Below are 19,919 nucleotides of genomic sequence, written 5' to 3' on the forward strand. Positions count from 1 at the left end.
GTGCGCGTCCCCGTCTCGTGGCTCCTCGAGCACGTCGACCTGTCCTCGCAGGACGACGCTCCCGCGCCGACGGCCGACGCCGTCGCCGAGGCGCTGATCCGGGTCGGGCTCGAGGTCGAGGACGTCCTCCCCGTCCCGACGACGACCGGCCCGCTCGTGGTCGGCCGCGTCGCGTCGGTCGAGGAGCTCACCGAGTTCAAGAAGCCGATCCGGTACTGCCGGGTCGACGTGGGAGAGGAAGCGCAGCGGAGCTCGACCCGGGCCGTGGGGCCGGAGCACGACGAGGAGGACACCGGCACGCGCGGGATCGTCTGCGGCGCGACCAACTTCGCCGAGGGCGACCTCGTCGTGGTCGCCCTGCCCGGCGCGGTGCTGCCCGGCGACTTCGCGATCGCGGCGCGCACGACCTACGGCCGCGTCTCCGACGGCATGATCTGCGCGCTCGACGAGCTGGGCCTCGGTGACGACCACAGCGGCATCCTCGTGCTGCCGCCCGGCACCGCCGACCCCGGCGACGACGGGGCGGCGCTGCTCGGGCTGGACGACGCCGTGCTCGACATCGCCGTGACGCCCGACCGCGGCTACTGCCTCTCGGTGCGCGGCCTGGCCCGCGAGCTCGCGTGCGCGCTGGACGCGCCCTACGGCGATCCGGCGCTGCTCGGCCACGACCTGCCCGCCCAGGACGGCAGCGACGACACAGCCTGGCCCGTGCGGCTCGACCCGTCCTCGCAGTGCCGGCGCTTCGTCGCCCGCCGGGTCACCGAGCTCGACCCCACCGCCCCGTCGCCGTGGTGGCTGCGCCGGCGCCTGCTGCTCTGCGGGGTCCGTCCGATCTCGCTGGCCGTCGACGTCACCAACTACGTGATGCTGGAGCTGGGCCAGCCGATGCACGCCTACGACGCGGCCACCGTCACCGGTGAGGTCGTCGTCCGGCGCGCCACGGCCGACGAGAAGATCACCACGCTGGACGACGCCCAGCGGGCCCTCGACGTCGACGACGTGGTCGTCACCGACGACTCCGGGCCGATCGGCCTCGCGGGCGTCATGGGCGGGGCGAGCACCGAGGTCGGCACCGGGACCTCGGACGTCCTGCTCGAGGCCGCCACCTGGGACGCGCCGTCGGTCGCCCGCGCGGCCCGCCGCCATCGGCTGCCCAGCGAGGCCGCGCGCCGCTTCGAGCGCGAGGTCGACCCGGGCGTGGCGCGCGCCGCCACCGACCGCGCCGCCTGGCTGCTCGCCAACTACGGCGGCGCGACCGTCGCCCCGGGCGTCACCGACGAGGGCGGCGTGACCGCCCCGGAGCCCGTCGTCATGGCCCTCGACCTGCCCGACCGCGTCGCCGGCACCCGCTACGAGCGCGGGGCCGTGGTCCGGCGGCTCTCCCAGATCGGCTGCGCCGTCGAGGTCGCCGGCGCCGACCCCGGGGACAGCGGCGGTGCCGGCCTGCGGGCCGTGCCGCCGACGTGGCGCCCCGACCTCACGCGCCCGGCCGACCTCGTCGAGGAGGTCCTGCGGCTCGAGGGCTACGAAGGCATCCCGTCGGAGCTGCCCGCCGCGCGGCCGGGCACCGGCCTCACGCTCGCCCAGCGCCGCCGGCGCCAGGTGTCGCGGGCGCTGGCCGACGCCGGGTACGACGAGGTGCTGCCCTCGCCGTTCGTGGCCCCCGCGGTGTTCGACGCGTTCGGCCTCGACGCCGACGACGACCGCCGCAACGCGCTGCGCCTGGCGAATCCGCTCGACGCCGACCGTTCGCTGATGGCGACGACGCTGCTGCCCGGCCTGCTCGACGCCGTGGTCCGCAACGTCTCCCGCGGCCTGCGCGATCTCGCGCTCTACCAGATCGGCCAGGTGGTGCGGCCGGGTCCGGGCGACCAGCCCACGGCCCCGGTGCTGCCCGTCGACACCCGCCCGGACGACGCGGCGATCGCCTCGGTGCTCGAGGGCCTGCCCTCCCAGCCGCTGCGGGTCGGCGCGGTGCTCACCGGCGCGTGGGAGCGCGCCGGCTGGTGGGGCCCGGGCCGTCCCGCCGACTGGGCCGACGCCGTCGAGGCCGCCCGCCTCGTGGGCCGCGTGTACGGCGCGGAGCTGACCGTGACCGCCGACGTCCACGCGCCCTGGCACCCCGGACGCTGCGCGGCGCTGCACCTCGGCGACACGCTCGTCGGGCACGCCGGCGAGCTGCACCCGAAGGTCCTCGAGGCGCTCGGCCTGCCCGCCCGGACCTGCGCGATGGAGCTCGAGCTCGACCGGCTCCCGCTCGCCGAGGACCGCCCGGTGCCCGCCGTGTCCTCGTTCCCGCCGGTGCTGCTCGACGTGGCGCTGGTCCTCGACCAGGCCGTGCCCGCCGCCGCGGTGGTCTCGGCGCTGCGCGACGGCGGCGGCGACCTCGTCGAGGACGTGCGCCTGTTCGACGTCTACACGGGCCCGCAGGTCGGGGAGGGTAAGCGTTCGCTCGCCTTCGCGCTGCGCCTGCGCGCCCCCGACCGGACGCTGACCCTCGAGGAGGCGTCCGCCCGGCGCGACGCGGCCGTCGAGACCGCGTCCGAGCGGGTCGGGGCGCGGCTGCGCTAGGTCGCGGCACCCCGGACGATCCAGTCCAGCGTGACCTCGAGGTCGGCGCGCAGCTCGGCGTTCCCCAGCGGCGCGTCGGCGGCGGCGAGCGCGGCGAAGCCCAGCGTGCTGACGATGAGCGCGCGCACGACCCGGCCCGACGCCGCCTCGTCGACCCCGAGGCGCGCGAGCAGCACCACCATCGCCTCGCCCAGCGCGCGGGCGTGCGGCCCGCGGGCGCCCTGGCGTGCGAGGTAGAGCGGCACCAGGTCCGCGTGCCGCCCGAGCAGGTCGAACGTCGCGAGCATGATCCCGCGGAGCCCGGCGGCGGGGTCGGCGTCCGCCGGCGGGGGGGTCAGGGATCCGAGCAGGTCGTCGAGGAGCGCGTCGACCAGCGCGTCCTTGTCGGCGACGTGGCTGTAGAGCGCGTTGGGTGCGACGCCCAGCTCGCCCGCCACCGAGCGCATCGAGAGCCCGGGCACCCCGCGGGCGGCGACCACCGTGCGCGCGGCGTCCAGCACGGCCTCGTGGGTGAGTCCGGCACGCTGACCGGGGGTCCTGGGCATGGACGAACTGTACACCGTCCAGTAGGCTGGACGCCGTACAGTTCGAGAGTGAGGAGCTCCCCATGGCCGAGACCGGAACCGCGGCAGGCGTCCCCTTCCTCGCGGTGCCGCCCGAGAGCGGTGCCCGCGCCGACGCGCCGGTCGTCGTCGGCTGGCACCTCATGGACGCGCCGCGCAGCGAGGCGGCCTTCGCGGCGGCGCTGCCGCTCGCGGGCCTCGACGCGTGGCGGATCTATCTCGGCCTGCCGACGATGGGCGCGCGGCTGCCCGCGGGCGGCATGGACGAGCTGATGGGCCTCGGGTACGAGGACGCGGTCATGCTCATGCACGGGCCGGTCAACGCCGAGGCCGCCGACGAGTTCGACGCGGCGCTGGGCGCGCTGCGCGAGCGCTTCGGGATCGGTGGCCCGCTGGGTCTGTTCGGCGGGTCGGCGGGGGCCGGGATCGCGCTGGAGGTCACCACGCGGCGCGCCGACGTCACCGCGCTCGTCGGCGTCAGCCCGATGCTGCAGCTGCGGCCGGTCGTGGCGACGCTCGGGAAGCTCTTCGGGGTCGACTACCAGTGGACGCCGGAGTCCGAGGCCGTCGCCGACCGCATGGACTACGTGACCCGGGTCGGCGAGCTCGGCACCACACCGACCCTGCTCGTCGTCGGGGCCGAGGACGAGCCCACCGCGTTCCTCGAGCCGGCGCAGGAGCTCGTGGCCGGAGCGAGCGGGCCCGCGGACCTCGTCGTGATCGACGGCATGGGCCACGCGCTGGCCGAGGAGCCGGGTCTGGAGCCCGCGCCGCAGACGCCGCACGCCGCGGAGGTCGACGCCCACGCCGTCGCGTGGTTCCGGCAGCATCTGGGCGCATGAGCTCGCGGCGCGTCTCCGAGGTCGGCCTGCTGCGGCTCGTCTCCCTCGGGCTGGCGGGCGCGCGAAGCGACGACGTCGCCGGGGTCGTCCGCCACCTCGGCGCCGTCCAGGCGCAGGACCTCCCGGGCGCGCTGACGTCGCTGGCGCTGCGGACGGCCGCCCGCTCGCGCGAGGCCGCGGTGGCCGCGTGCGACGCCGGCGAGATCGTCCGCAGCTGGCCGATGCGCGGGACCCTGCACCTCGTGCCCGCCGAGGACCTCGGCTGGATGCTCCCGCTCGGCACGCGCCGCCCCCGCGTGCAGGCGGCGCGTCGGCGAGCCGAGCTCGGAGTGACCGACGCGGACGTCGAGCGCGCCCGCGAGCTGGCCCTCGGGGCGGTGCCCGCCACGCGCGGCGAGCTGTTCGCGGTCTGGCAGCAGGCGGGCCTCGCGCCGGCGAAGGGCCGTGGCTACCACCTGCTCGGTGAGCTCTCGTCCACGGGCGTGCTGTGCTTCGGGCCGCTGCGCGACGGCGAGCCCGTGATCGTCGACGTCGCCCGGTGGATCCCCGCGCCGCGACGGCTGGAGCGCGACGAGGCGCTGGGGGAGTGGGCGCGGCGCTACTTCCGCTCGCACGGGCCCGCCACCCGCCACGACTTCCTCCGGTGGACGGCCATGCCGGCCGCCGACGTCGACGCCGGGCTGGTGGTCGCGCGCCCGGAGCTCGCGAGCCTCGAGGTCGAGGGGACCGAGTACCTCATGGACCCCGCGGTGCCCGACGTCCTCGCGGCACACCGTCGCCAGGCTTTGGGCGTCCACCTGCTCCCGGGCTTCGACGAGTTCGTGCTCGGCTACGGCCGGCGCGACGACGTCCTCGAGCCCGAGCACGTCGACCGGATCGTCCCCGGCGGCAACGGGGTGTTCCGCGCGACCGTCGTCCACCGCGGCCGGATCGTGGGGACGTGGGCGGCACCCCGCCGTCGCCTGGAGGTCTCCCCGTTCGGCACCCTCGACGACCGGACCGGAGCCGCGGTGGCCCGGGCGCACGCCCGGCTTCCCTGAGGACCGCTCGTCGCCGTTCCTGAGAGCCCAGCGGTCCGTTTCTCCTCCGTTCGGGCGATCACCCGACCGGTGACCGCGCCGCGCGGCGTGATGACCGGATCACGGCCCGTCGCGTTCTCAGGTCCGGGCGTGACCATGATCCGCCCCCCTAGCGTGACCTGGCCGTGACCCGGGGGCTCCCCCTTCGCCCGGGCCGGCTGCCTCGACCCCGATCAGCCTTCGACCCCGATCAGCCCTCGACCCCGATCAGCGAGGAGTACGTGCATGTCCAGCGCGCCCGACGATCCGCCCCTCCCCGAGGCTCCGGACAGCTCCGGCGGTGCCTGGGCGACCGCGGACTTCGTGGTCGGCCGCGGCGTGCTGCTCGTCATCGGCCCGATCATCGTGGCGCTGTTCTGGGTGTTCGGCGCGCTGCCCCACTGGGGCGCCGCGGCGCTCGGCGGTTTCCTGTGCGTCGTCGCGGTGGTGTTCCTGGCCCGGCTGCGGTCCCGGGAGACGGGTGGGGGTGGCGAGGGTGCCCGCGTGCTCGTCGTCGGCGGCGGCTACGCCGGCCTCGTCGCGGCGCGGGCGCTGCAGGCGCGGCTCCCCGGCGGGACCCGGGGCGGGCGCCACCTCGGCCCCGGCGCCGCCACCACCGGCATCGCCGGTATCACGGTGGTGGACCCGCAGGCGCACATGACCTACCAGCCGTTCCTCCCCGAGGCCTCGGCCGGCGCCATCGAGCCGCGCCACCTCACCGTCCCGCTGCGGCGTGCGCTGCGCCGGTGCGACGTGATCACCGGCTCGGTCGCCGCCGTCGACGACGCCTCGCGCCGCGCCGTCGTCAGCCTCCCCGACGGCGGCACCCGCGAGATCACCTACGACGTCCTCGTGGTCGCACCCGGCACCGCGCCCCGGCGCCTGCCGATCCCCGGGCTGGAGGAGCGCGCCCTGCCGTTCCGCTCGGTGACCGACGCGCTCGCCCTGCGCGAGCACGTCCTGTCCCGGCTGGACGCGGCCGCGTCGACGACCGACCCGAGCGAGCGCCGCCGCCTGCTGACCTTCACCGTGATCGGCGGCGGGTTCGCGGGCCTCGAGGTGCTCGGCGAGCTCGAGGACATGACGCGCCGCGCCGCGAAGCACCAGCCCGGCTACGTCGCCGAGGAGATCCAGTGGGTGCTCCTCGAGGCCGCCGGGCGGATCATGCCCGAGGTCAGCCCGGCGCTCGCGGCCCGCGTGCACGCCCAGTTGCTGCGCCGGGGCATCGAGGTCCGGGTCGGCGCCAAGATCACCTCGGCGCACGGCGGCACGGTCGTGCTGGCCGGCGGGCCGACCTTCACCACCGACACGATCGTCGTCGCGGCCGGCTCCGTCCCGAACCCGCTGCTCGAGCGCACCGACCTGCCCCTCGACTCGCGGGGCCGCGTGCGGTGTGCGACGACCCTGCAGGTCCGCGACCGCGCCCACGTCTTCACCGCCGGCGACTGCGCCGCCGTCCCCGACGTCACCGTGCCCGTCCCGCGCGACGGCGAGCCGATGACCACGGCACCGACGGCCCAGCACGCGGTGCGACAGGCGCGCCTGCTCGCCCGCAACGTCGAGGCCTTCCTCGCCGGGCGACTGCTGCGCGGGTACCGCCACAAGAACTCGGGGGCCGTGGCCGGTCTGGGCCGCCGGCGCGGTGCGGCCCAGATCGGCCCGCTGCGCGTGACGGGCTGGCCGGCCTTCCTGCTGCACCGCACCTACCACCTGTGGGCGATGCCGACCGCGGACCGCACCGTGCGCATCGCCCTCGACTGGCTGGTGTCCGGGCTGCTGGGCCGTGACCTCGTCGCCGTCGGGCGTCGGGACGCCGCCCCGCTGCCCGACACCGACGCTCCGCCGACGGTCGTGCCCCCGGCCGAGGCCGAGGAGCCGGTGGCCGGCCCGCAGACGCCGGCCGAGCACTCCGAGCCCACCACGGGAGCGATCCCGACGACCGGAGGAACCCCGACCTGGGGCGCCGGTCCGACCGCGACGGGCTCGCAGCGCGCCGCCACCCCGACCCCGGACGTCACCCCGGCCCGTGCCAGCGCGACCGACTCGCAGGGCATCCCGGCCATGCAGATCGCGATGACCCAGTCCGGCGGGTTCGAGACGATCCGGGAGCCGCATCCCTCCCTCCCGCCGTTCGCGGAGCCGTTCCCCGCCGGATCGTTCTCGTCGGGCGTCTCACCGGGCGTCTCACGGGGCGTCTCGCCGGACGTTTCGTCGGACTTCTCGTCGTTCGGCTCGGCGACCGACACGAGCTCGTTCCGCGAGCCGCACCCGTCGTTCCCGTCGACCCCGCGCAACCAGGACGACGGCCCGCGGGCGCCGTACCCGTCGACGTCCCGCCCGCGCCACTCCCTCGGCGACCCCACCTGAGTCGGTTACTGGCTGGTATCGCTCGCCAGGAGAGCGATACCAGCCAGTAATCGCTGGACCGAGGTGGTGGCATGGCGGCGTGCACGTCGAGTTCTCGCGACGCCCCGACGGCGGGTCGCTGGCGCTGATCGACCGCGACGACGGCGTGCAGCTGCGCCTGCGCTCCTACGAGCGCACCGGTGACGTCCCGCACGACGCCGTGCACCTCGTCGGCGAGCGCGCGCTGGGGATCACCGGTGGCCTCTGGGGCTCGATCGCGGCGGGCGCGCTGTTCGAGAGCCTCGAGCTCGTCGCCGGGAGGATGCGCCACGACCGCCGGCAGCGCTCCGACGCCGTGCGGAAGGCCAACGCCGCGGCGCTGATGCTCGCCGAGACCATGGTCGGGGTCCTGCAGCAGAGCGTCGACCGCAGCGGACCCGCGACCAGCGCCGCCCTCGCCGAGGCCTGGGGGATCACCGAGACCGGACCGAGCCCGTTCACCGTCCAGCAGGCGGAGGTGGCGGTCGGAGAGCTGCGGGAGCTGCGCGCACGGTGGCGCGCCCTCGGCCCGGACGAGACGATCCCGTTCACGTGGCCCCGCCCCCGGAAGCGGCGCTGATCACGTAGGTTGCATGGATTTCCGATCGAACGCATAATCATACGTATGCGCGTCGCGGTCGCCGGAGCCAGCGGGTACGTCGGGGGTGAGGTCCTCCGCCTCGCCCTGGGCCACCCCGAGGTCGAGATCGGGGCGGTGACGGCGGGCGAGTCCGCGGGGACCGCTCTCGGAGCCCACCAGCCCCACCTGCCCACCCTCGCCGATCGCACCGTCGCCGAGACGACGCCCGAGCAGCTCGCCGAGCACGACGTCGTGTTCCTCGCGCTGCCGCACGGGCGCTCGGCGGAGCTGGCGGCTCAGTTGGACCAGGACACCCTCGTCGTCGACTGCGGCGCCGACCACCGGCTCACCGACGCGAACGCCTGGGCTCGCTGGTACGGCGGCGAGCACGCCGGGTCGTGGCCGTACGGGCTGCCCGAGCTGCCCGGTGCCCGCGAGCGGCTGAAGAGTACGAAGCGCATCGCCGTCCCGGGCTGCTACCCGACGGCGAGCACCCTGGCGTCGTTCCCCGCCGTCGCCGCGGGCCTCGTGCAGCCCGAGGTCAGCGTCGTCGCGTTCTCCGGCACGTCCGGGGCGGGCAAGGCCGCCAAGGCGCACCTGCTCGGCTCCGAGGTCATGGGCTCGGCGACCGCGTACGGCGTCGGCGGCGGGCACCGGCACACCCCGGAGATCGTCCAGAACCTGGCGGCGGTCAGCCCCGAGCCGGTCCGGGTCTCGTTCACCCCGGTCCTGGCCCCGATGCCGCGCGGCATCCTCGCCGTCGCGAGCGCCCCGCTCACCGACGCCGGGGTCACCGAGGACCAGGTCCGCGAGGTCTACGCCAAGGCCTTCGACGCCGAGCCGTTCGTGCACCTGCTGCCCTCCGGCGTCCAGCCCGCGACCAAGTCGGTGGTCGGGTCGAACACCGCGCAGATCCAGGTCGCGGTCGACCCCGACGCCGGGCGCCTCGTCGTCACCACCGCCATCGACAACCTCACCAAGGGCACGGCCGGAGGCGCGTTCCAGTCGGTCAACCTGGCCCTCGGCCTCGACGAGACCCTCGGTCTCCCGACCACCGGAGTCAGCCCGTGAGCGTCACCGCCCCCCAGGGCTTCCGGGCCGCCGGCGTCCGCGCCGGCATCCGAAATCAATCTTCGGGCGCAACGGCGAGCCGACCCGACGTCGCCCTCGTCGTCAACGACGGCCCGCAGCAGGTCGCGGCCGGCGTGTTCACGCGCAACCAGGTCAAGGCCGCGCCGGTGCTCTGGTCGCAGCAGGTGCTGAAGGAGCAGAACCTGCGCGCGGTCGTCCTCAACGCGGGCGGCGCCAACGCCTGCACCGGGCCCGACGGCTTCGGCGACACCCACCGCACCGCCGAGAAGGTCGCCGAGGTCCTGGGCTGTGGCGCGATCGAGGTCGGCGTCTGCTCCACCGGGCTCATCGGCGAGCGGCTGCCGATCGCGAAGCTCCTGGCCGGGGTCGACGACGCCGCAGGGAAGCTCGCCGACGGCGAGGATGCGGGCACCCGCGCCGCCACCGCCGTGCTGACCACCGACACCGTCGACAAGCAGTCCGCGATCAGCCGCCACGGATGGACGGTCGGCGGCTTCGCCAAAGGCGCCGGGATGATGGCGCCGAGCCTCGCGACGATGCTGGTCGTGGTCACGACGGACGCGGTGGTCGACGCTGCGACCGCCGACACGGCGCTCCGGGCGGCCACCGCGCAGACGTTCGACCGCCTCGACATCGACGGCTCCACGAGCACCAACGACACGGTGCTGCTGCTCGCCTCGGGGGCCTCCGGGATCGAGGCGGACCCGGAGGCGTTCACCGAGGTCGTCACCGAGGTGTGCGGCGAGCTCGCGCGGGGTCTGCAGGCGGACGCCGAGGGCGTCACCAAGCGGATCGCGGTCACCGTCACCGGCGCCCGCGACGACCGCGACGCGCTGGTCGCCGCCCGCGCGGTCGCCCGCGACAGCCTGGTCAAGACCGCGCTGTTCGGCTCCGACCCGAACTGGGGCCGGATCGCCGCCGCGGTCGGGGCGAGCGACGCGACGGTCGAGCCGGAGACGCTGTCGGTCACCGTCAACGGGATCCTGCTCTGCGAGGCCGCCGCCGCCACCGGCGACCGCACCAAGGCCGACCTGTCGGGCCCCGAGATCACCGTCGAGGTCGACCTCGGCCTCGGCGACGGGCAGGCGACGGTCCTGACGACGGACCTCTCGCACGCCTACGTCGAGGAGAACAGCGCGTACTCATCATGAATCCGGTGTCGTCATGACCGCCGAAACGAGCATCCCCGTCCCGGCCGACGTGCCCGACCGCTACCACGAGGCCGCGGCCAAGGCCGGCGTCCTCGCCGAGGCCCTGCCGTGGCTGCAGCGCTTCCAGGGCGCGGTCGTGGTGGTCAAGTACGGCGGCAACGCGATGACCGACGACGCGCTGCGCCGGGCGTTCGCCGAGGACATGGTGTTCCTGCGCCTCGCCGGCATCCGGCCCGTCGTCGTCCACGGCGGCGGCCCGCAGATCACGAGCATGCTCGGCCGGCTCGGCATGGAGGGCGAGTTCCGCGGGGGCCTGCGGGTCACCACGCCCGAGACCATGGACATCGTCCGGATGGTGCTGGTCGGCCAGGTCGGGCGCGAGCTCGTCGGGCTGATCAACGCCCACGGCCCGTACGCGGTCGGGCTCTCCGGCGAGGACGCGCGCCTGTTCACCGCTGCGCGGCGCACCGCGACCGTCGAGGGCGAGCAGGTCGACGTCGGGCTGGTCGGCGACGTCGTCGAGGTCAACCCGGCCGCGGTGCTCGACCTCGTCGCCGGCGGGCGCATCCCCGTCGTCTCGACGGTCGCGCCGGACGCCGACGGCGTCGTGCACAACGTCAACGCCGACACGGCGGCCGCCGCGCTCGCGAAGGCGCTGGGCGCGCGCAAGCTCGTCGTCCTCACCGACGTCGAGGGGCTCTACACCGACTGGCCCGACCGCTCGAGCCTGCGCTCGCAGATCGACGACGACGAGCTCGAGGTGCTGATGCCGTCGTTGGCCAGCGGCATGATCCCGAAGATGGAGGCCTGCCTGAGGGCCGTGCGCGGGGGCGTGCCCCGCGCCCACGTCATCGACGGGCGGGTGGCGCACTCGGTGCTGCTCGAGGTGTTCACCAGCGCAGGGGTCGGGACGATGGTCGTCCCGGCCGACGGGAAGGAGGCCTAGACATGACCGTCACCAGTGAGGACCTCCGCACCCGATGGGTCGGGTCCTTCATGGACAACTACGGCACCCCGCCGATCAGCCTCGTGCGCGGCGAGGGCGCGCGGGTGTGGGACGCCGACGGCCGCGAGTACCTCGACCTGCTCGGCGGCATCGCCGTGAACTTCCTCGGCCACGCCCACCCGGCGATCGTCGACGCCGTCTCCCGGCAGGTCGCGACGCTCGGGCACACGTCGAACCTCGTCATCAACCCCGTCGCCGTCGAGCTCGCCGAGCGCCTGCTCGGGCTGCTGGGGCACGAGGGCCGCGTGCTGCTCTGCAACTCGGGTGCCGAGGCCAACGAGGCCGCGTTCAAGATCGCCCGCCGGACCGGGCGCACCAGGATCGTGGCGGCCGAGGGCGGCTTCCACGGCCGCACCATGGGTGCCCTGGCCCTGACCGGGCAGCCGGCCAAGCGCGAGCCGTTCGAGCCGATGCCGCCCGGGGTCGAGTTCGTGCCCTACGGCGACGTCGAGGCCCTGCGCGCCGCCGTCGACGACGAGACCGCCGCCGTGTTCCTGGAGCCGATCCAGGGCGAGGCCGGCGTGATCGTCCCGCCCGAGGGCTACCTGCAGGCCGCGCGGGAGATCACGCTGCAGCACGGCGCCCTGCTGGTTCTCGACGAGGTGCAGACCGGCACCGGGCGCACCGGCGTCTGGTTCGCCCACCAGCGCACCGGGATCACCCCGGACGTCGTCACCCTGGCCAAGGGGCTCGGCGGCGGGCTGCCGATCGGTGCCTGCATCGGGCTCGGGCCGGCCGGCGACCTGCTCGGCCCCGGCCAGCACGGCACGACGTTCGGCGGCAACCCGATCGCCTGCGCCGCCGCGCTCGCCGTCCTCGACACGATCACCGCCGACGGGCTGCTCGACCGCGCCGAGGAGATCGGCAAGGACCTCGGCCGGCGTCTCGGCGAGCTCGATCACCCGCTCGTCGCGGGCGTCGACGCCGCCGGGCTGCTCGTCGGCGTCGCCCTGTGCGAGCCCGTGTCCGCGCAGGTCACCGCGGCCGCGCGCGACGCCGGCTACCTGATCAACAACGCGGTGCCGGGCCGGCTGCGGCTCGCCCCGCCCGCCGTCGTCACCGACGCGCAGCTCGACGGCTTCGTCGCCGCGCTGCCCGAGGTGCTCGACCAGGGCGCCGCCGCGGCCGAAGCGGCGGGGTCGTGACCACGACGATGGGCACCCCCAACCCCTCCGGCGAAGCAGCCTCGGAGCGACGGAGGAGCGCCGAGGGTGCTCTCGCCGTGGAGGGATCCTCAGTCAGGCACCTCCTGCGCGACGACGACCTCGCCCCGGCCGAGCAGGCCGAGGTGCTGGAGCTCGCCGCGACGATGAAGGTCGACCCTTTCGGGCAGCGCCCGCTGGCCGGGCCGCGCGCCGTCGCGGTGGTCTTCGACAAGGCCTCCACCCGCACGCGCGTGTCGTTCGAGGTCGGCATCGCCGCCCTCGGCGGCACCCCGGTCATGATCGACGGGCGGGCGGCCCAGCTCGGGCGCGGCGAGACCATCGGCGACACCGCGCGCGTGCTCTCGCGCTACGTCGACGCGATCGTCTGGCGCACGAGCAGCGAGGAGCGCATCGAGGAGATGGCCGCGCACGCGACCGTCCCGGTGATCAACGCGCTGACCGACGGCTTCCACCCCTGCCAGGTCCTCGCCGACCTGCAGACGATCGCCGAGCGCCACGGCCGCACCGCCGGGCTGACCCTCACCTACCTCGGCGACGGGGCCAACAACATGGCCCATTCGCTGCTGCTGGGCGGGGCCACGGCCGGCATGCACGTGCGCGTGGCCGCGCCGGCGGGGTTCACCCCGGACGCCGCGGTCGTCGACGCCGCCCGCGCGCGGGCCGCCAGGACGGGCGGTTCGGTCGCGGTCACCGACGACCCAGCGGCGTCCGAGGACGCCGACGTGCTCGTCACCGACACCTGGACCTCGATGGGCCAGGAGTCCGACGGCCGCGACCGCGCGGTGCTCGCCCCGTTCCGGCTGGACGCGACCGCGGTCGGCCGCGCGCGACCGGACGTCACGGTCCTGCACTGCCTGCCCGCGCACCGCGGCGACGAGATCACCGCCGAGGTCATCGACGGGCCCGCGTCGGCGGTGTGGGACGAGGCCGAGAACCGCCTGCACGCCCAGAAGGCCGTGCTGACGTGGCTGCTGGAGCGGTCGCGATGACCGAGACGGCCAAGGGCGTGACGAGCCGGGCGGCGCGCCAGGCGCGCATCGTCGCCCTGCTCACCGACCGCGAGGTGCACAGCCAGGCCGAGCTGGCGACACTCCTCGCGTCCGAGGGGGTCGAGGTCACCCAGGCCACGCTCTCGCGGGACCTCGACGAGCTGGGCGCGGTCAAGCTGCGCGGCGTCGACGGCGGCGTGGGGCGCTACGTCGTGCCGGACGACGGGAGCCCCGTGCGCGGGGTCGTCGGCGGCACCGACAGACTGACCAGGCTGCTCGGCGAGCTGCTGGTCTCCACCGACCACTCCGGCAACCTCGCGGTGCTGCGCACCCCGCCCGGAGCCGCGCACTACCTGGCCAGCGCGCTGGACCGTGCGGCGCTGGCCGAGGTGGTCGGTTGCATCGCCGGCGACGACACCGTGTTCGTCGTCGCCCGTGAGCCCCTCGAGGGGGCCGACCTCGCAGCTCGCCTGCGGACCCTGAGCACCCGGACGACGGCGCGGTCGTCCACACGGGACGAGAACGATCACGAGCACGAGCAGGAAGAGGGACAGCAGTGAGCGAGCGGATCGTGCTGGCGTACTCCGGGGGTCTCGACACCTCGGTCGCCATCGGGTGGATCGCCGAGGAGACCGGGCGCGAGGTCGTCGCGGTCGCCGTCGACGTGGGGCAGGGCGGAGAGGACCTGGAGGTCATCCGCAAGCGGGCCCTGGACTGCGGCGCGGTCGAGGCCGCGGTCGCCGACGCCCGCGACGAGTTCGCCGAGGGCTTCTGCCTGCCGGCGCTGCGGGCGAACGCGCTCTACATGGACCGCTACCCGCTGGTCTCGGCCCTGTCGCGCCCGCTGATCGTCAAGCACCTCGCGGAGGCGGCCCGCGCCCACGGCGCCTCGACCGTCGCCCACGGCTGCACCGGCAAGGGCAACGACCAGGTCCGCTTCGAGGTCGGCGTCGGCGCGCTGGCCCCGGACCTCGACGTCCTCGCGCCCGTCCGCGACTTCGCGTGGACCCGCGAGAAGGCGATCGCCTGGGCCGAGGAGCGCTCGCTGCCCATCGACGTCAACAAGCGCTCGCCGTACTCGATCGACCAGAACGTGTGGGGCCGCGCCGTCGAGACCGGCTTCCTCGAGGACATCTGGAACGGGCCCGTCGAGGACGTCTACTCCTACACCGCGAACCCCGCCGAGCCCCGCGACGCCGATGAGGTCGTCGTCGGCTTCGAGGCCGGCGTCCCGGTGACCATCGACGGCCAGAAGGTCACCGTGCTCCAGGCCATCGAGCAGCTCAACCAGCGCGCGGGCGCCCAGGGCATCGGGAGGCTCGACATGGTCGAGGATCGCCTCGTCGGCATCAAGAGCCGCGAGGTCTACGAGGCTCCGGGCGCGATCGCGCTGATCACCGCGCACCAGGAGCTGGAGAACGTCACCCTCGAGCGCGAGCAGTCGCGGTTCAAGCGCCAGGTCGAGCAGCGCTGGGGCGAGCTGGTCTACGACGGCCTGTGGTTCTCGCCGCTGCGCAGCAGCCTCGACGCCTTCGTCGACTCGACCCAGGAGCACGTCACCGGCGAGGTCCGCATGACCCTGCACGGCGGCCGCGCGGTCCCGACGGGCCGGCGCAGCGCGCAGTCGCTCTACGACTTCAACCTCGCCACCTACGACGAGGGCGACCTGTTCGACCAGTCGCTGGCCAAGGGCTTCGTCCAGCTCTGGGGTCTGCCGTCCAAGATCGCGGCCAAGAGAGACCAGAGCTGATGCCGGAAGGGTCTGCCCTCTGGGGCGGGCGGTTCGCGTCGGGCCCGGACGCGGTGATGGCGGCGCTGTCGCGCTCGACACAGTTCGACTGGGTGCTCGCGCCGTACGACATCGCCGGGTCCCGGGCCCACGCGCGCGTGCTCCACGGCGCCGGGCTGCTCACCGACTCCCAGCTCGAGGCCATGCTCGACGGGCTGCGCCGTCTCGCCGAGGACGTCGAGTCCGGGGCGTTCCAGGCCGCCGAGGACGACGAGGACGTGCACACGGCCCTCGAGCGCGGGCTGATCGAGCGGGCGGGGGAGGACGTCGGCGGCCGCCTGCGTGCCGGGCGCTCCCGCAACGACCAGATCGCCACGCAGCTGCGGATGTGGTTGCGCGACGAGCTGCGCGAGGTGGTGCGGGGCGTGGCGGGGGTGGTCGACGCGCTGCTCATCCAGGCCCGCGCGTACCCGGACGCCGCCATGCCGGGGCGCACGCACCTGCAGCACGCCCAGCCGGTGCTGCTGGCCCACCACCTCGGGGCGCACGCCCAGGCGCTGCTGCGCGACGTCGGCCGGTGCCGCGACCTCGACCGCCGGCTGGCGTACTCGCCCTACGGGTCGGGCGCGCTGGCCGGGACGTCGCTGGGCCTCGACCCGGCGGCCGTGGCGCGCGACCTCGGGTTCGTCGACGCCGTCGACAACTCCATCGACGGCACGGCATCGCGCGACCTCGCCGCCGAGGGCGCGTACGTGCTGGCCCAGATCGCGGTGGACCTCTCGCGGATCGCCGAGGAGGTCATCCTCTGGGCGACCGCGGAGTTCGGGTACGTGACGCTCGCGGACGCCTGGTCGACCGGGTCGTCGATCATGCCGCAGAAGAAGAACCCGGACGTGGCGGAGCTGGCGCGCGGGAAGGCCGGGCGGCTCGTCGGCAACCTGTCCGGGCTCATGACCACGCTCAAGGCCCTCCCGCTCGCCTACAACCGCGACCTGCAGGAGGACAAGGAGCCGCTGTTCGACTCGGCGGCCCAGCTCGCGACGGTGCTCCCGGCGATGGCCGGCATGATCAAGACGCTGACCTTCCACACCGACCGCCTCGCCGAGCTCGCCCCGGCCGGCTTCACCCTGGCCACTGACCTCGCCGAGTGGCTGGTGCGCCAGGGTGTGCCGTTCCGGCGGGCCCACGCGGCGGCGGGCGCCTGCGTCCGCGCGGCCGAGGCCCGGGGTGTCGGTCTGGACGAGCTGACCGACGCCGAGCTCGCGGACTGCGACCCGGCGCTGACCCCGGACGTGCGCGCGGTGCTCACGGTCGCGGGCTCGATCGCCTCGCGCGACGCCCACGGCGGCACGGCCCCGAAACGCGTGTCCGAGCAGCTCGATCGCATCTTCGCCGCCGCGATCGAGGCGCACGCCTGGGCCGGCCGCCCCATCGACCGCCGCTGACTCTCCGTAGTGTCAGCGACGTGGCGTCGCAGACACTGAACGTCCGTATCGCCACGCGCTCGATCGGGGCGTGGCGGCGGTGTGGCGGCCCGCGCACCGAGCGTTACGGTGGAATCTCGTGGGCATGGTGCGGAGTATCGGGGTCGCCCTGGTGCTGCTGGCTGTGCTGGCCGGGTGCGCCGACGCCCCCGCCCCGATCCCCGCGCCCGCCGTCCCGACGCCCGCGGCGCCGGCACGGTTCCCGGACGCCATCGGTCCCCACGGGCCCTCCGTACCCGAGGACCCGGTCGCGCTGGCCCGCGTGATCGAAACCGCGCAGCGGACCGTCTCCGACCCGACCCGCTCGCCCGAGGACGTCGCGGCCGCGGCCCGGACCGCGCAGGTGGGCTACGAGGAGCTGGCCTTCCGCCCCGAGCGGCTGGCCCCGGTCCTCGCCGCGATAGCCCCGGACCAGGGCGTCGTCACCGACCGCGTCGTCACCGCGGGACGCGACCTGCTGTCCATGGCGAAGCGCGGCCCGGGCGAGATGCTCCCGGCCTGGCGGATCGCCGCGCCGCTCCCGCCCGCGCAGCTCCGCGCGGTGTACGCCGAGGCCGAGGAGCGGTTCGGAGTGCCGTGGACGGTGCTCGCCGCGGTCAACCTCGTCGAGAGCCGCATGGGCCGCATCGCCTCGCACTCGGAGGCCGGGGCCCGGGGACCGATGCAGTTCATGCCGAGCACGTGGGCGACCTACGGGCTCGGCGGCGACATCGCCGACCCGCACGACGCCGTCCTCGGCGCGGCCAACTACCTGCGCGCCAACGGCGGAGCCGCCGACGCCGGCCTCGACCGCGCGCTGAAGCGCTACAACAACGACGACCGCTACGTCCGCGCCGTCCGCGCGTACGCCGCGGTGATCGCGGCCGACGAGCGCGCCTACCTCGGCTTCCACGCGTGGGAGGTCTACTTCCGGACGACCTCGGGCCGCGTCCACCTGCCCGTCGGGTACGACCAGGTCGCTCCCGTCCGCGCTGTCGACTACCTGACGGGGGCTCCGCGCTGAGCCGTCCGGCCGGCGAGGCAGGATCATCGGCGATGCTGCTCGACCACTCGGCGCTGGCCGACGACGTGCTCCCCGCCGCCCGGCGCCTGCTGGGGTGTGAGCTCGCCGCCGACACCCCCCAGGGCGTGGTGCGTGTCCGTCTCGTGGAGGTCGAGGCCTACCGGGGTGCCGACGACCCCGGCTCGCACTGCTACCGCGGTAAGACCGCGCGCAACGAGGTCATGTGGGGTTCCGCGGGCCACCTGTACGTCTACTTCGTCTACGGCATGCACTTCTGCGCGAACATCGTGTGCCTGCAGGACGGCGTCGCCGGGGCGGTCCTCGTGCGTGCCGGGGAGGTGCTCTCCGACCTCGGCGCCGCCCACGCCCGCCGGCCGACGGCGCGGGGACGTGACGCCGAGCTCGCCAAGGGACCGGCGCGGCTGTGCGCCCTTCTCGGGCTCGACCGCGAGCACAACGGCGTCGACCTCCTCACGCCGTCGTCGCCCGTTCGCCTGTACGCCGGGGACCCGGTGCCCGACGCCGACATCCGGACCGGTCCCCGCGTCGGTGTGGCCGCCGGCCAGGAGCGGCCGTGGCGCTTCTGGGTCGCCGGATCCACCGCGGTGACGCCGTACAAGGCGGGTCGGGCCCGGGCCGACGGTCCCGACTGGTGAGCGGGTTCGGCAGACTGGACCCGTGACCGCACCGCACATCCTCGACGACCTCGCCTGGCGGGGTCTCATCGCGCAGAACACCGACCTCGACGCGCTGCGCCGGGATCTCGACGCGGGGATGGTCACCCTCTACTCCGGTATCGACCCGACCGCGCCCAGCGCGCACATCGGGCACCTGCTCCAGTGGCTCACGCTCGCCCGCTTCCAGCAGGCGGGCCACCGCCCGATCGCCCTGGTCGGGGGCGCCACCGGCCTCATCGGCGACCCCAAGCCGACCTCGGAACGCACGCTCAACGACCGAGACGTGGTCGCGGGGTGGGTCGACAAGCTCGGTGCTCAGCTGCGGCCGTTCCTCGACTTCTCCGACGACAAGCCGAACTCCGCGCTGCTCGTCAACAACCTCGACTGGACCGAGGGCCTCTCGACGCTGGACTTCCTCCGCGACGTCGGCAAGCACTTCCGGGTCGGCCGGATGCTGGCGAAGGAGGCCGTGAGCCGGCGCATGGAGTCCGACGAGGGCATCAGCTATGCCGAGTTCTCCTACCAGCTGCTGCAGTCCTACGACTTCCTCGAGCTCTACCGCCGTTACGGCTGCACGCTGCAGACCGGCGGCAGCGACCAGTGGGGCAACCTCACCGCAGGCACCGACCTCGTGCACCGCGTCGAGGGGCGGTCGCTGCACGCGCTCGGCACCCCGTTGATCACGAAGGCCGACGGCACCAAGTTCGGCAAGACCGAGTCGGGCACGGTGTGGCTCGACCGCGAGCTGACGAGCCCGTACGCCTTCTACCAGTTCTGGATCCAGGCCGAGGACGCAATGGTGGGCTCCTACCTGCGCGCCTTCACCTGGCTCTCGCACGAGGAGATCGCCGAGCTCGAGCGGCTCACCGAGGACAAGCCGCAGGCGCGGGAAGCCCAGCGGGCCCTGGCGCGGGCCGTGACGGGGCTGGTGCACGGCGAGGAGGAGGTCGAACGGGCGGAGGCGGCGAGTCGCGCGCTGTTCGGGCGTGGGGAACTCGGCGAGCTCGACGCCGCCACCCTCGCCGCCGCGATCGCCGAGATCCCGTCGTACACCGCGAAGCGCTCCGAACGCCCGACGATCGTCGACCTGCTCGTGGGCAGCGGCCTGTCCACGGGCCGTGGTGCCGCCCGCCGGACCATCGCCGAAGGTGGCGCCTACGTGAACAACGCGAAGGTGGAGTCGGAGGAGTGGGAGCCGGCGGACGCCGACCTCCTGCACGGGCGCTGGCTCGTCCTGCGCCGGGGCAAGCGCAACGCCGCCGGTGTGGAGGTCGCGAGCACGTGACCGGGGCTGGAGGGTTTCCGGTCCTGTGCGGGCCGGGAACTCCGCGTGACCAGCGCTGATGCACTGATCGACCCCCCTGTGCAGGGCGGGTTTCCGGCGTGTGTAGAGTTCACGTCGTCGCAAGGCAAGGGGTTGCCCCGGGCCCTGCGGACAACTAAGTTAGGAGCTTCGCCCTCCGGAAGGTCCGCTCGGTGAGTGGGTTGGTCTGGTGGTGTGGTTGTCCTTTGAGAACTCAACAGTGTGCTGAATGTTTGGTGTGTTTGTCCTCGTCGGCATTGTGCTCTTTGTGGGTGTGGTGTCGGTGGGTTTTTTTGAGGTTGTTTTTGCTGGGTTTGTTT

At 74.6% G+C, this 19,919-nt stretch carries 17 protein-coding genes; 16 read left to right on the forward strand and 1 reads right to left on the reverse strand.

From position 1 onward, the window contains the following. Complete coding sequence (pheT, locus tag AC2A1K_RS32235; RefSeq protein WP_483900441.1) at nucleotides 1–2,571, forward strand: phenylalanine--tRNA ligase subunit beta; 2,571 nt, start codon at nucleotides 1–3, stop codon at nucleotides 2,569–2,571. Here the strand turns inward: pheT and AC2A1K_RS32240 are convergent. Next, nucleotides 2,568–3,116: a TetR/AcrR family transcriptional regulator gene (locus AC2A1K_RS32240; protein WP_483900442.1), complete on the reverse strand. Its 549-nt coding sequence runs from the start codon at nucleotides 3,114–3,116 to the stop codon at nucleotides 2,568–2,570. The two genes, pheT and AC2A1K_RS32240, sit on opposite strands and share 4 nt — an antisense overlap. Before the next feature lie 62 nt (nucleotides 3,117–3,178). On the opposite strand from AC2A1K_RS32240, the gene AC2A1K_RS32245 reads away from it, so the two are divergent. The 15 genes from AC2A1K_RS32245 to tyrS all read left to right on the forward strand — a co-directional run bounded on the left by AC2A1K_RS32245 (nucleotide 3,179) and on the right by tyrS (nucleotide 19,581). Then, complete coding sequence (locus tag AC2A1K_RS32245; protein WP_483900443.1) at nucleotides 3,179–3,976, forward strand: alpha/beta hydrolase family protein; 798 nt, start codon at nucleotides 3,179–3,181, stop codon at nucleotides 3,974–3,976. Continuing rightward, on the forward strand, nucleotides 3,973–5,016 hold the full coding sequence (locus AC2A1K_RS32250; protein ID WP_483900444.1) for a winged helix DNA-binding domain-containing protein: 1,044 nt from the start codon (nucleotides 3,973–3,975) through the stop codon (nucleotides 5,014–5,016). The genes AC2A1K_RS32245 and AC2A1K_RS32250 overlap by 4 nt, the downstream gene beginning before the upstream one ends. A 264-nt stretch (nucleotides 5,017–5,280) precedes the next feature. After that, a complete protein-coding gene (locus tag AC2A1K_RS32255; protein WP_483900445.1) occupies nucleotides 5,281–7,401 on the forward strand; it encodes an NAD(P)/FAD-dependent oxidoreductase in 2,121 nt (706 codons plus the stop codon). 79 nt (nucleotides 7,402–7,480) lie between these two features. Further along, nucleotides 7,481–7,999, forward strand: coding sequence for a hypothetical protein (locus tag AC2A1K_RS32260; RefSeq protein WP_483900446.1), 519 nt, complete (start codon nucleotides 7,481–7,483; stop codon nucleotides 7,997–7,999). A 39-nt stretch (nucleotides 8,000–8,038) separates the two neighbouring features. Further along, a complete protein-coding gene (gene argC / locus AC2A1K_RS32265) occupies nucleotides 8,039–9,070 on the forward strand; it encodes an N-acetyl-gamma-glutamyl-phosphate reductase (RefSeq protein ID WP_483900457.1) in 1,032 nt (343 codons plus the stop codon). Then, complete coding sequence (gene argJ, locus AC2A1K_RS32270) at nucleotides 9,067–10,242, forward strand: bifunctional glutamate N-acetyltransferase/amino-acid acetyltransferase ArgJ (protein ID WP_483900447.1); 1,176 nt, start codon at nucleotides 9,067–9,069, stop codon at nucleotides 10,240–10,242. The genes argC and argJ overlap by 4 nt, the downstream gene beginning before the upstream one ends. 13 nt (nucleotides 10,243–10,255) lie before the next feature. After that, the gene (gene argB / locus AC2A1K_RS32275) at nucleotides 10,256–11,188 is read left to right on the forward strand and encodes an acetylglutamate kinase (RefSeq protein ID WP_483900448.1); all 933 of its coding nucleotides are present in this window, start codon (nucleotides 10,256–10,258) and stop codon (nucleotides 11,186–11,188) included. Nucleotides 11,189–11,190: 2 nt separating this feature from the next. Continuing rightward, nucleotides 11,191–12,393, forward strand: a complete 1,203-nt coding sequence (locus tag AC2A1K_RS32280) for an acetylornithine transaminase (RefSeq protein ID WP_483900449.1) — start codon at nucleotides 11,191–11,193, stop codon at nucleotides 12,391–12,393. Between the two features lie 77 nt (nucleotides 12,394–12,470). Continuing rightward, nucleotides 12,471–13,403: an ornithine carbamoyltransferase gene (argF, locus tag AC2A1K_RS32285; RefSeq protein WP_483900450.1), complete on the forward strand. Its 933-nt coding sequence runs from the start codon at nucleotides 12,471–12,473 to the stop codon at nucleotides 13,401–13,403. Continuing rightward, on the forward strand, nucleotides 13,400–13,963 hold the full coding sequence (locus AC2A1K_RS32290) for an arginine repressor (protein WP_483900451.1): 564 nt from the start codon (nucleotides 13,400–13,402) through the stop codon (nucleotides 13,961–13,963). The genes argF and AC2A1K_RS32290 overlap by 4 nt, the downstream gene beginning before the upstream one ends. Then, the gene (locus AC2A1K_RS32295) at nucleotides 13,960–15,153 is read left to right on the forward strand and encodes an argininosuccinate synthase (protein ID WP_483900452.1); all 1,194 of its coding nucleotides are present in this window, start codon (nucleotides 13,960–13,962) and stop codon (nucleotides 15,151–15,153) included. The genes AC2A1K_RS32290 and AC2A1K_RS32295 overlap by 4 nt, the downstream gene beginning before the upstream one ends. Next, on the forward strand, nucleotides 15,153–16,577 hold the full coding sequence (gene argH / locus AC2A1K_RS32300; protein WP_483900453.1) for an argininosuccinate lyase: 1,425 nt from the start codon (nucleotides 15,153–15,155) through the stop codon (nucleotides 16,575–16,577). The genes AC2A1K_RS32295 and argH overlap by 1 nt, the downstream gene beginning before the upstream one ends. Before the next feature lie 124 nt (nucleotides 16,578–16,701). Beyond that, nucleotides 16,702–17,619, forward strand: coding sequence for a lytic transglycosylase domain-containing protein (locus AC2A1K_RS32305; protein ID WP_483900458.1), 918 nt, complete (start codon nucleotides 16,702–16,704; stop codon nucleotides 17,617–17,619). Between the two features lie 32 nt (nucleotides 17,620–17,651). Continuing rightward, nucleotides 17,652–18,275 carry a DNA-3-methyladenine glycosylase gene (locus AC2A1K_RS32310; RefSeq protein WP_483900454.1) on the forward strand — a complete coding sequence of 208 codons (624 nt, stop codon included), beginning with the start codon at nucleotides 17,652–17,654 and terminating at the stop codon, nucleotides 18,273–18,275. A gap of 22 nt (nucleotides 18,276–18,297) precedes the next feature. Next, a complete protein-coding gene (gene tyrS / locus AC2A1K_RS32315) occupies nucleotides 18,298–19,581 on the forward strand; it encodes a tyrosine--tRNA ligase (RefSeq protein ID WP_483900455.1) in 1,284 nt (427 codons plus the stop codon). The last annotated feature ends 338 nt before the right edge of the window (nucleotides 19,582–19,919 follow it).

The organism is Actinomycetospora sp. 2LY8.5, from assembly GCF_057180585.1.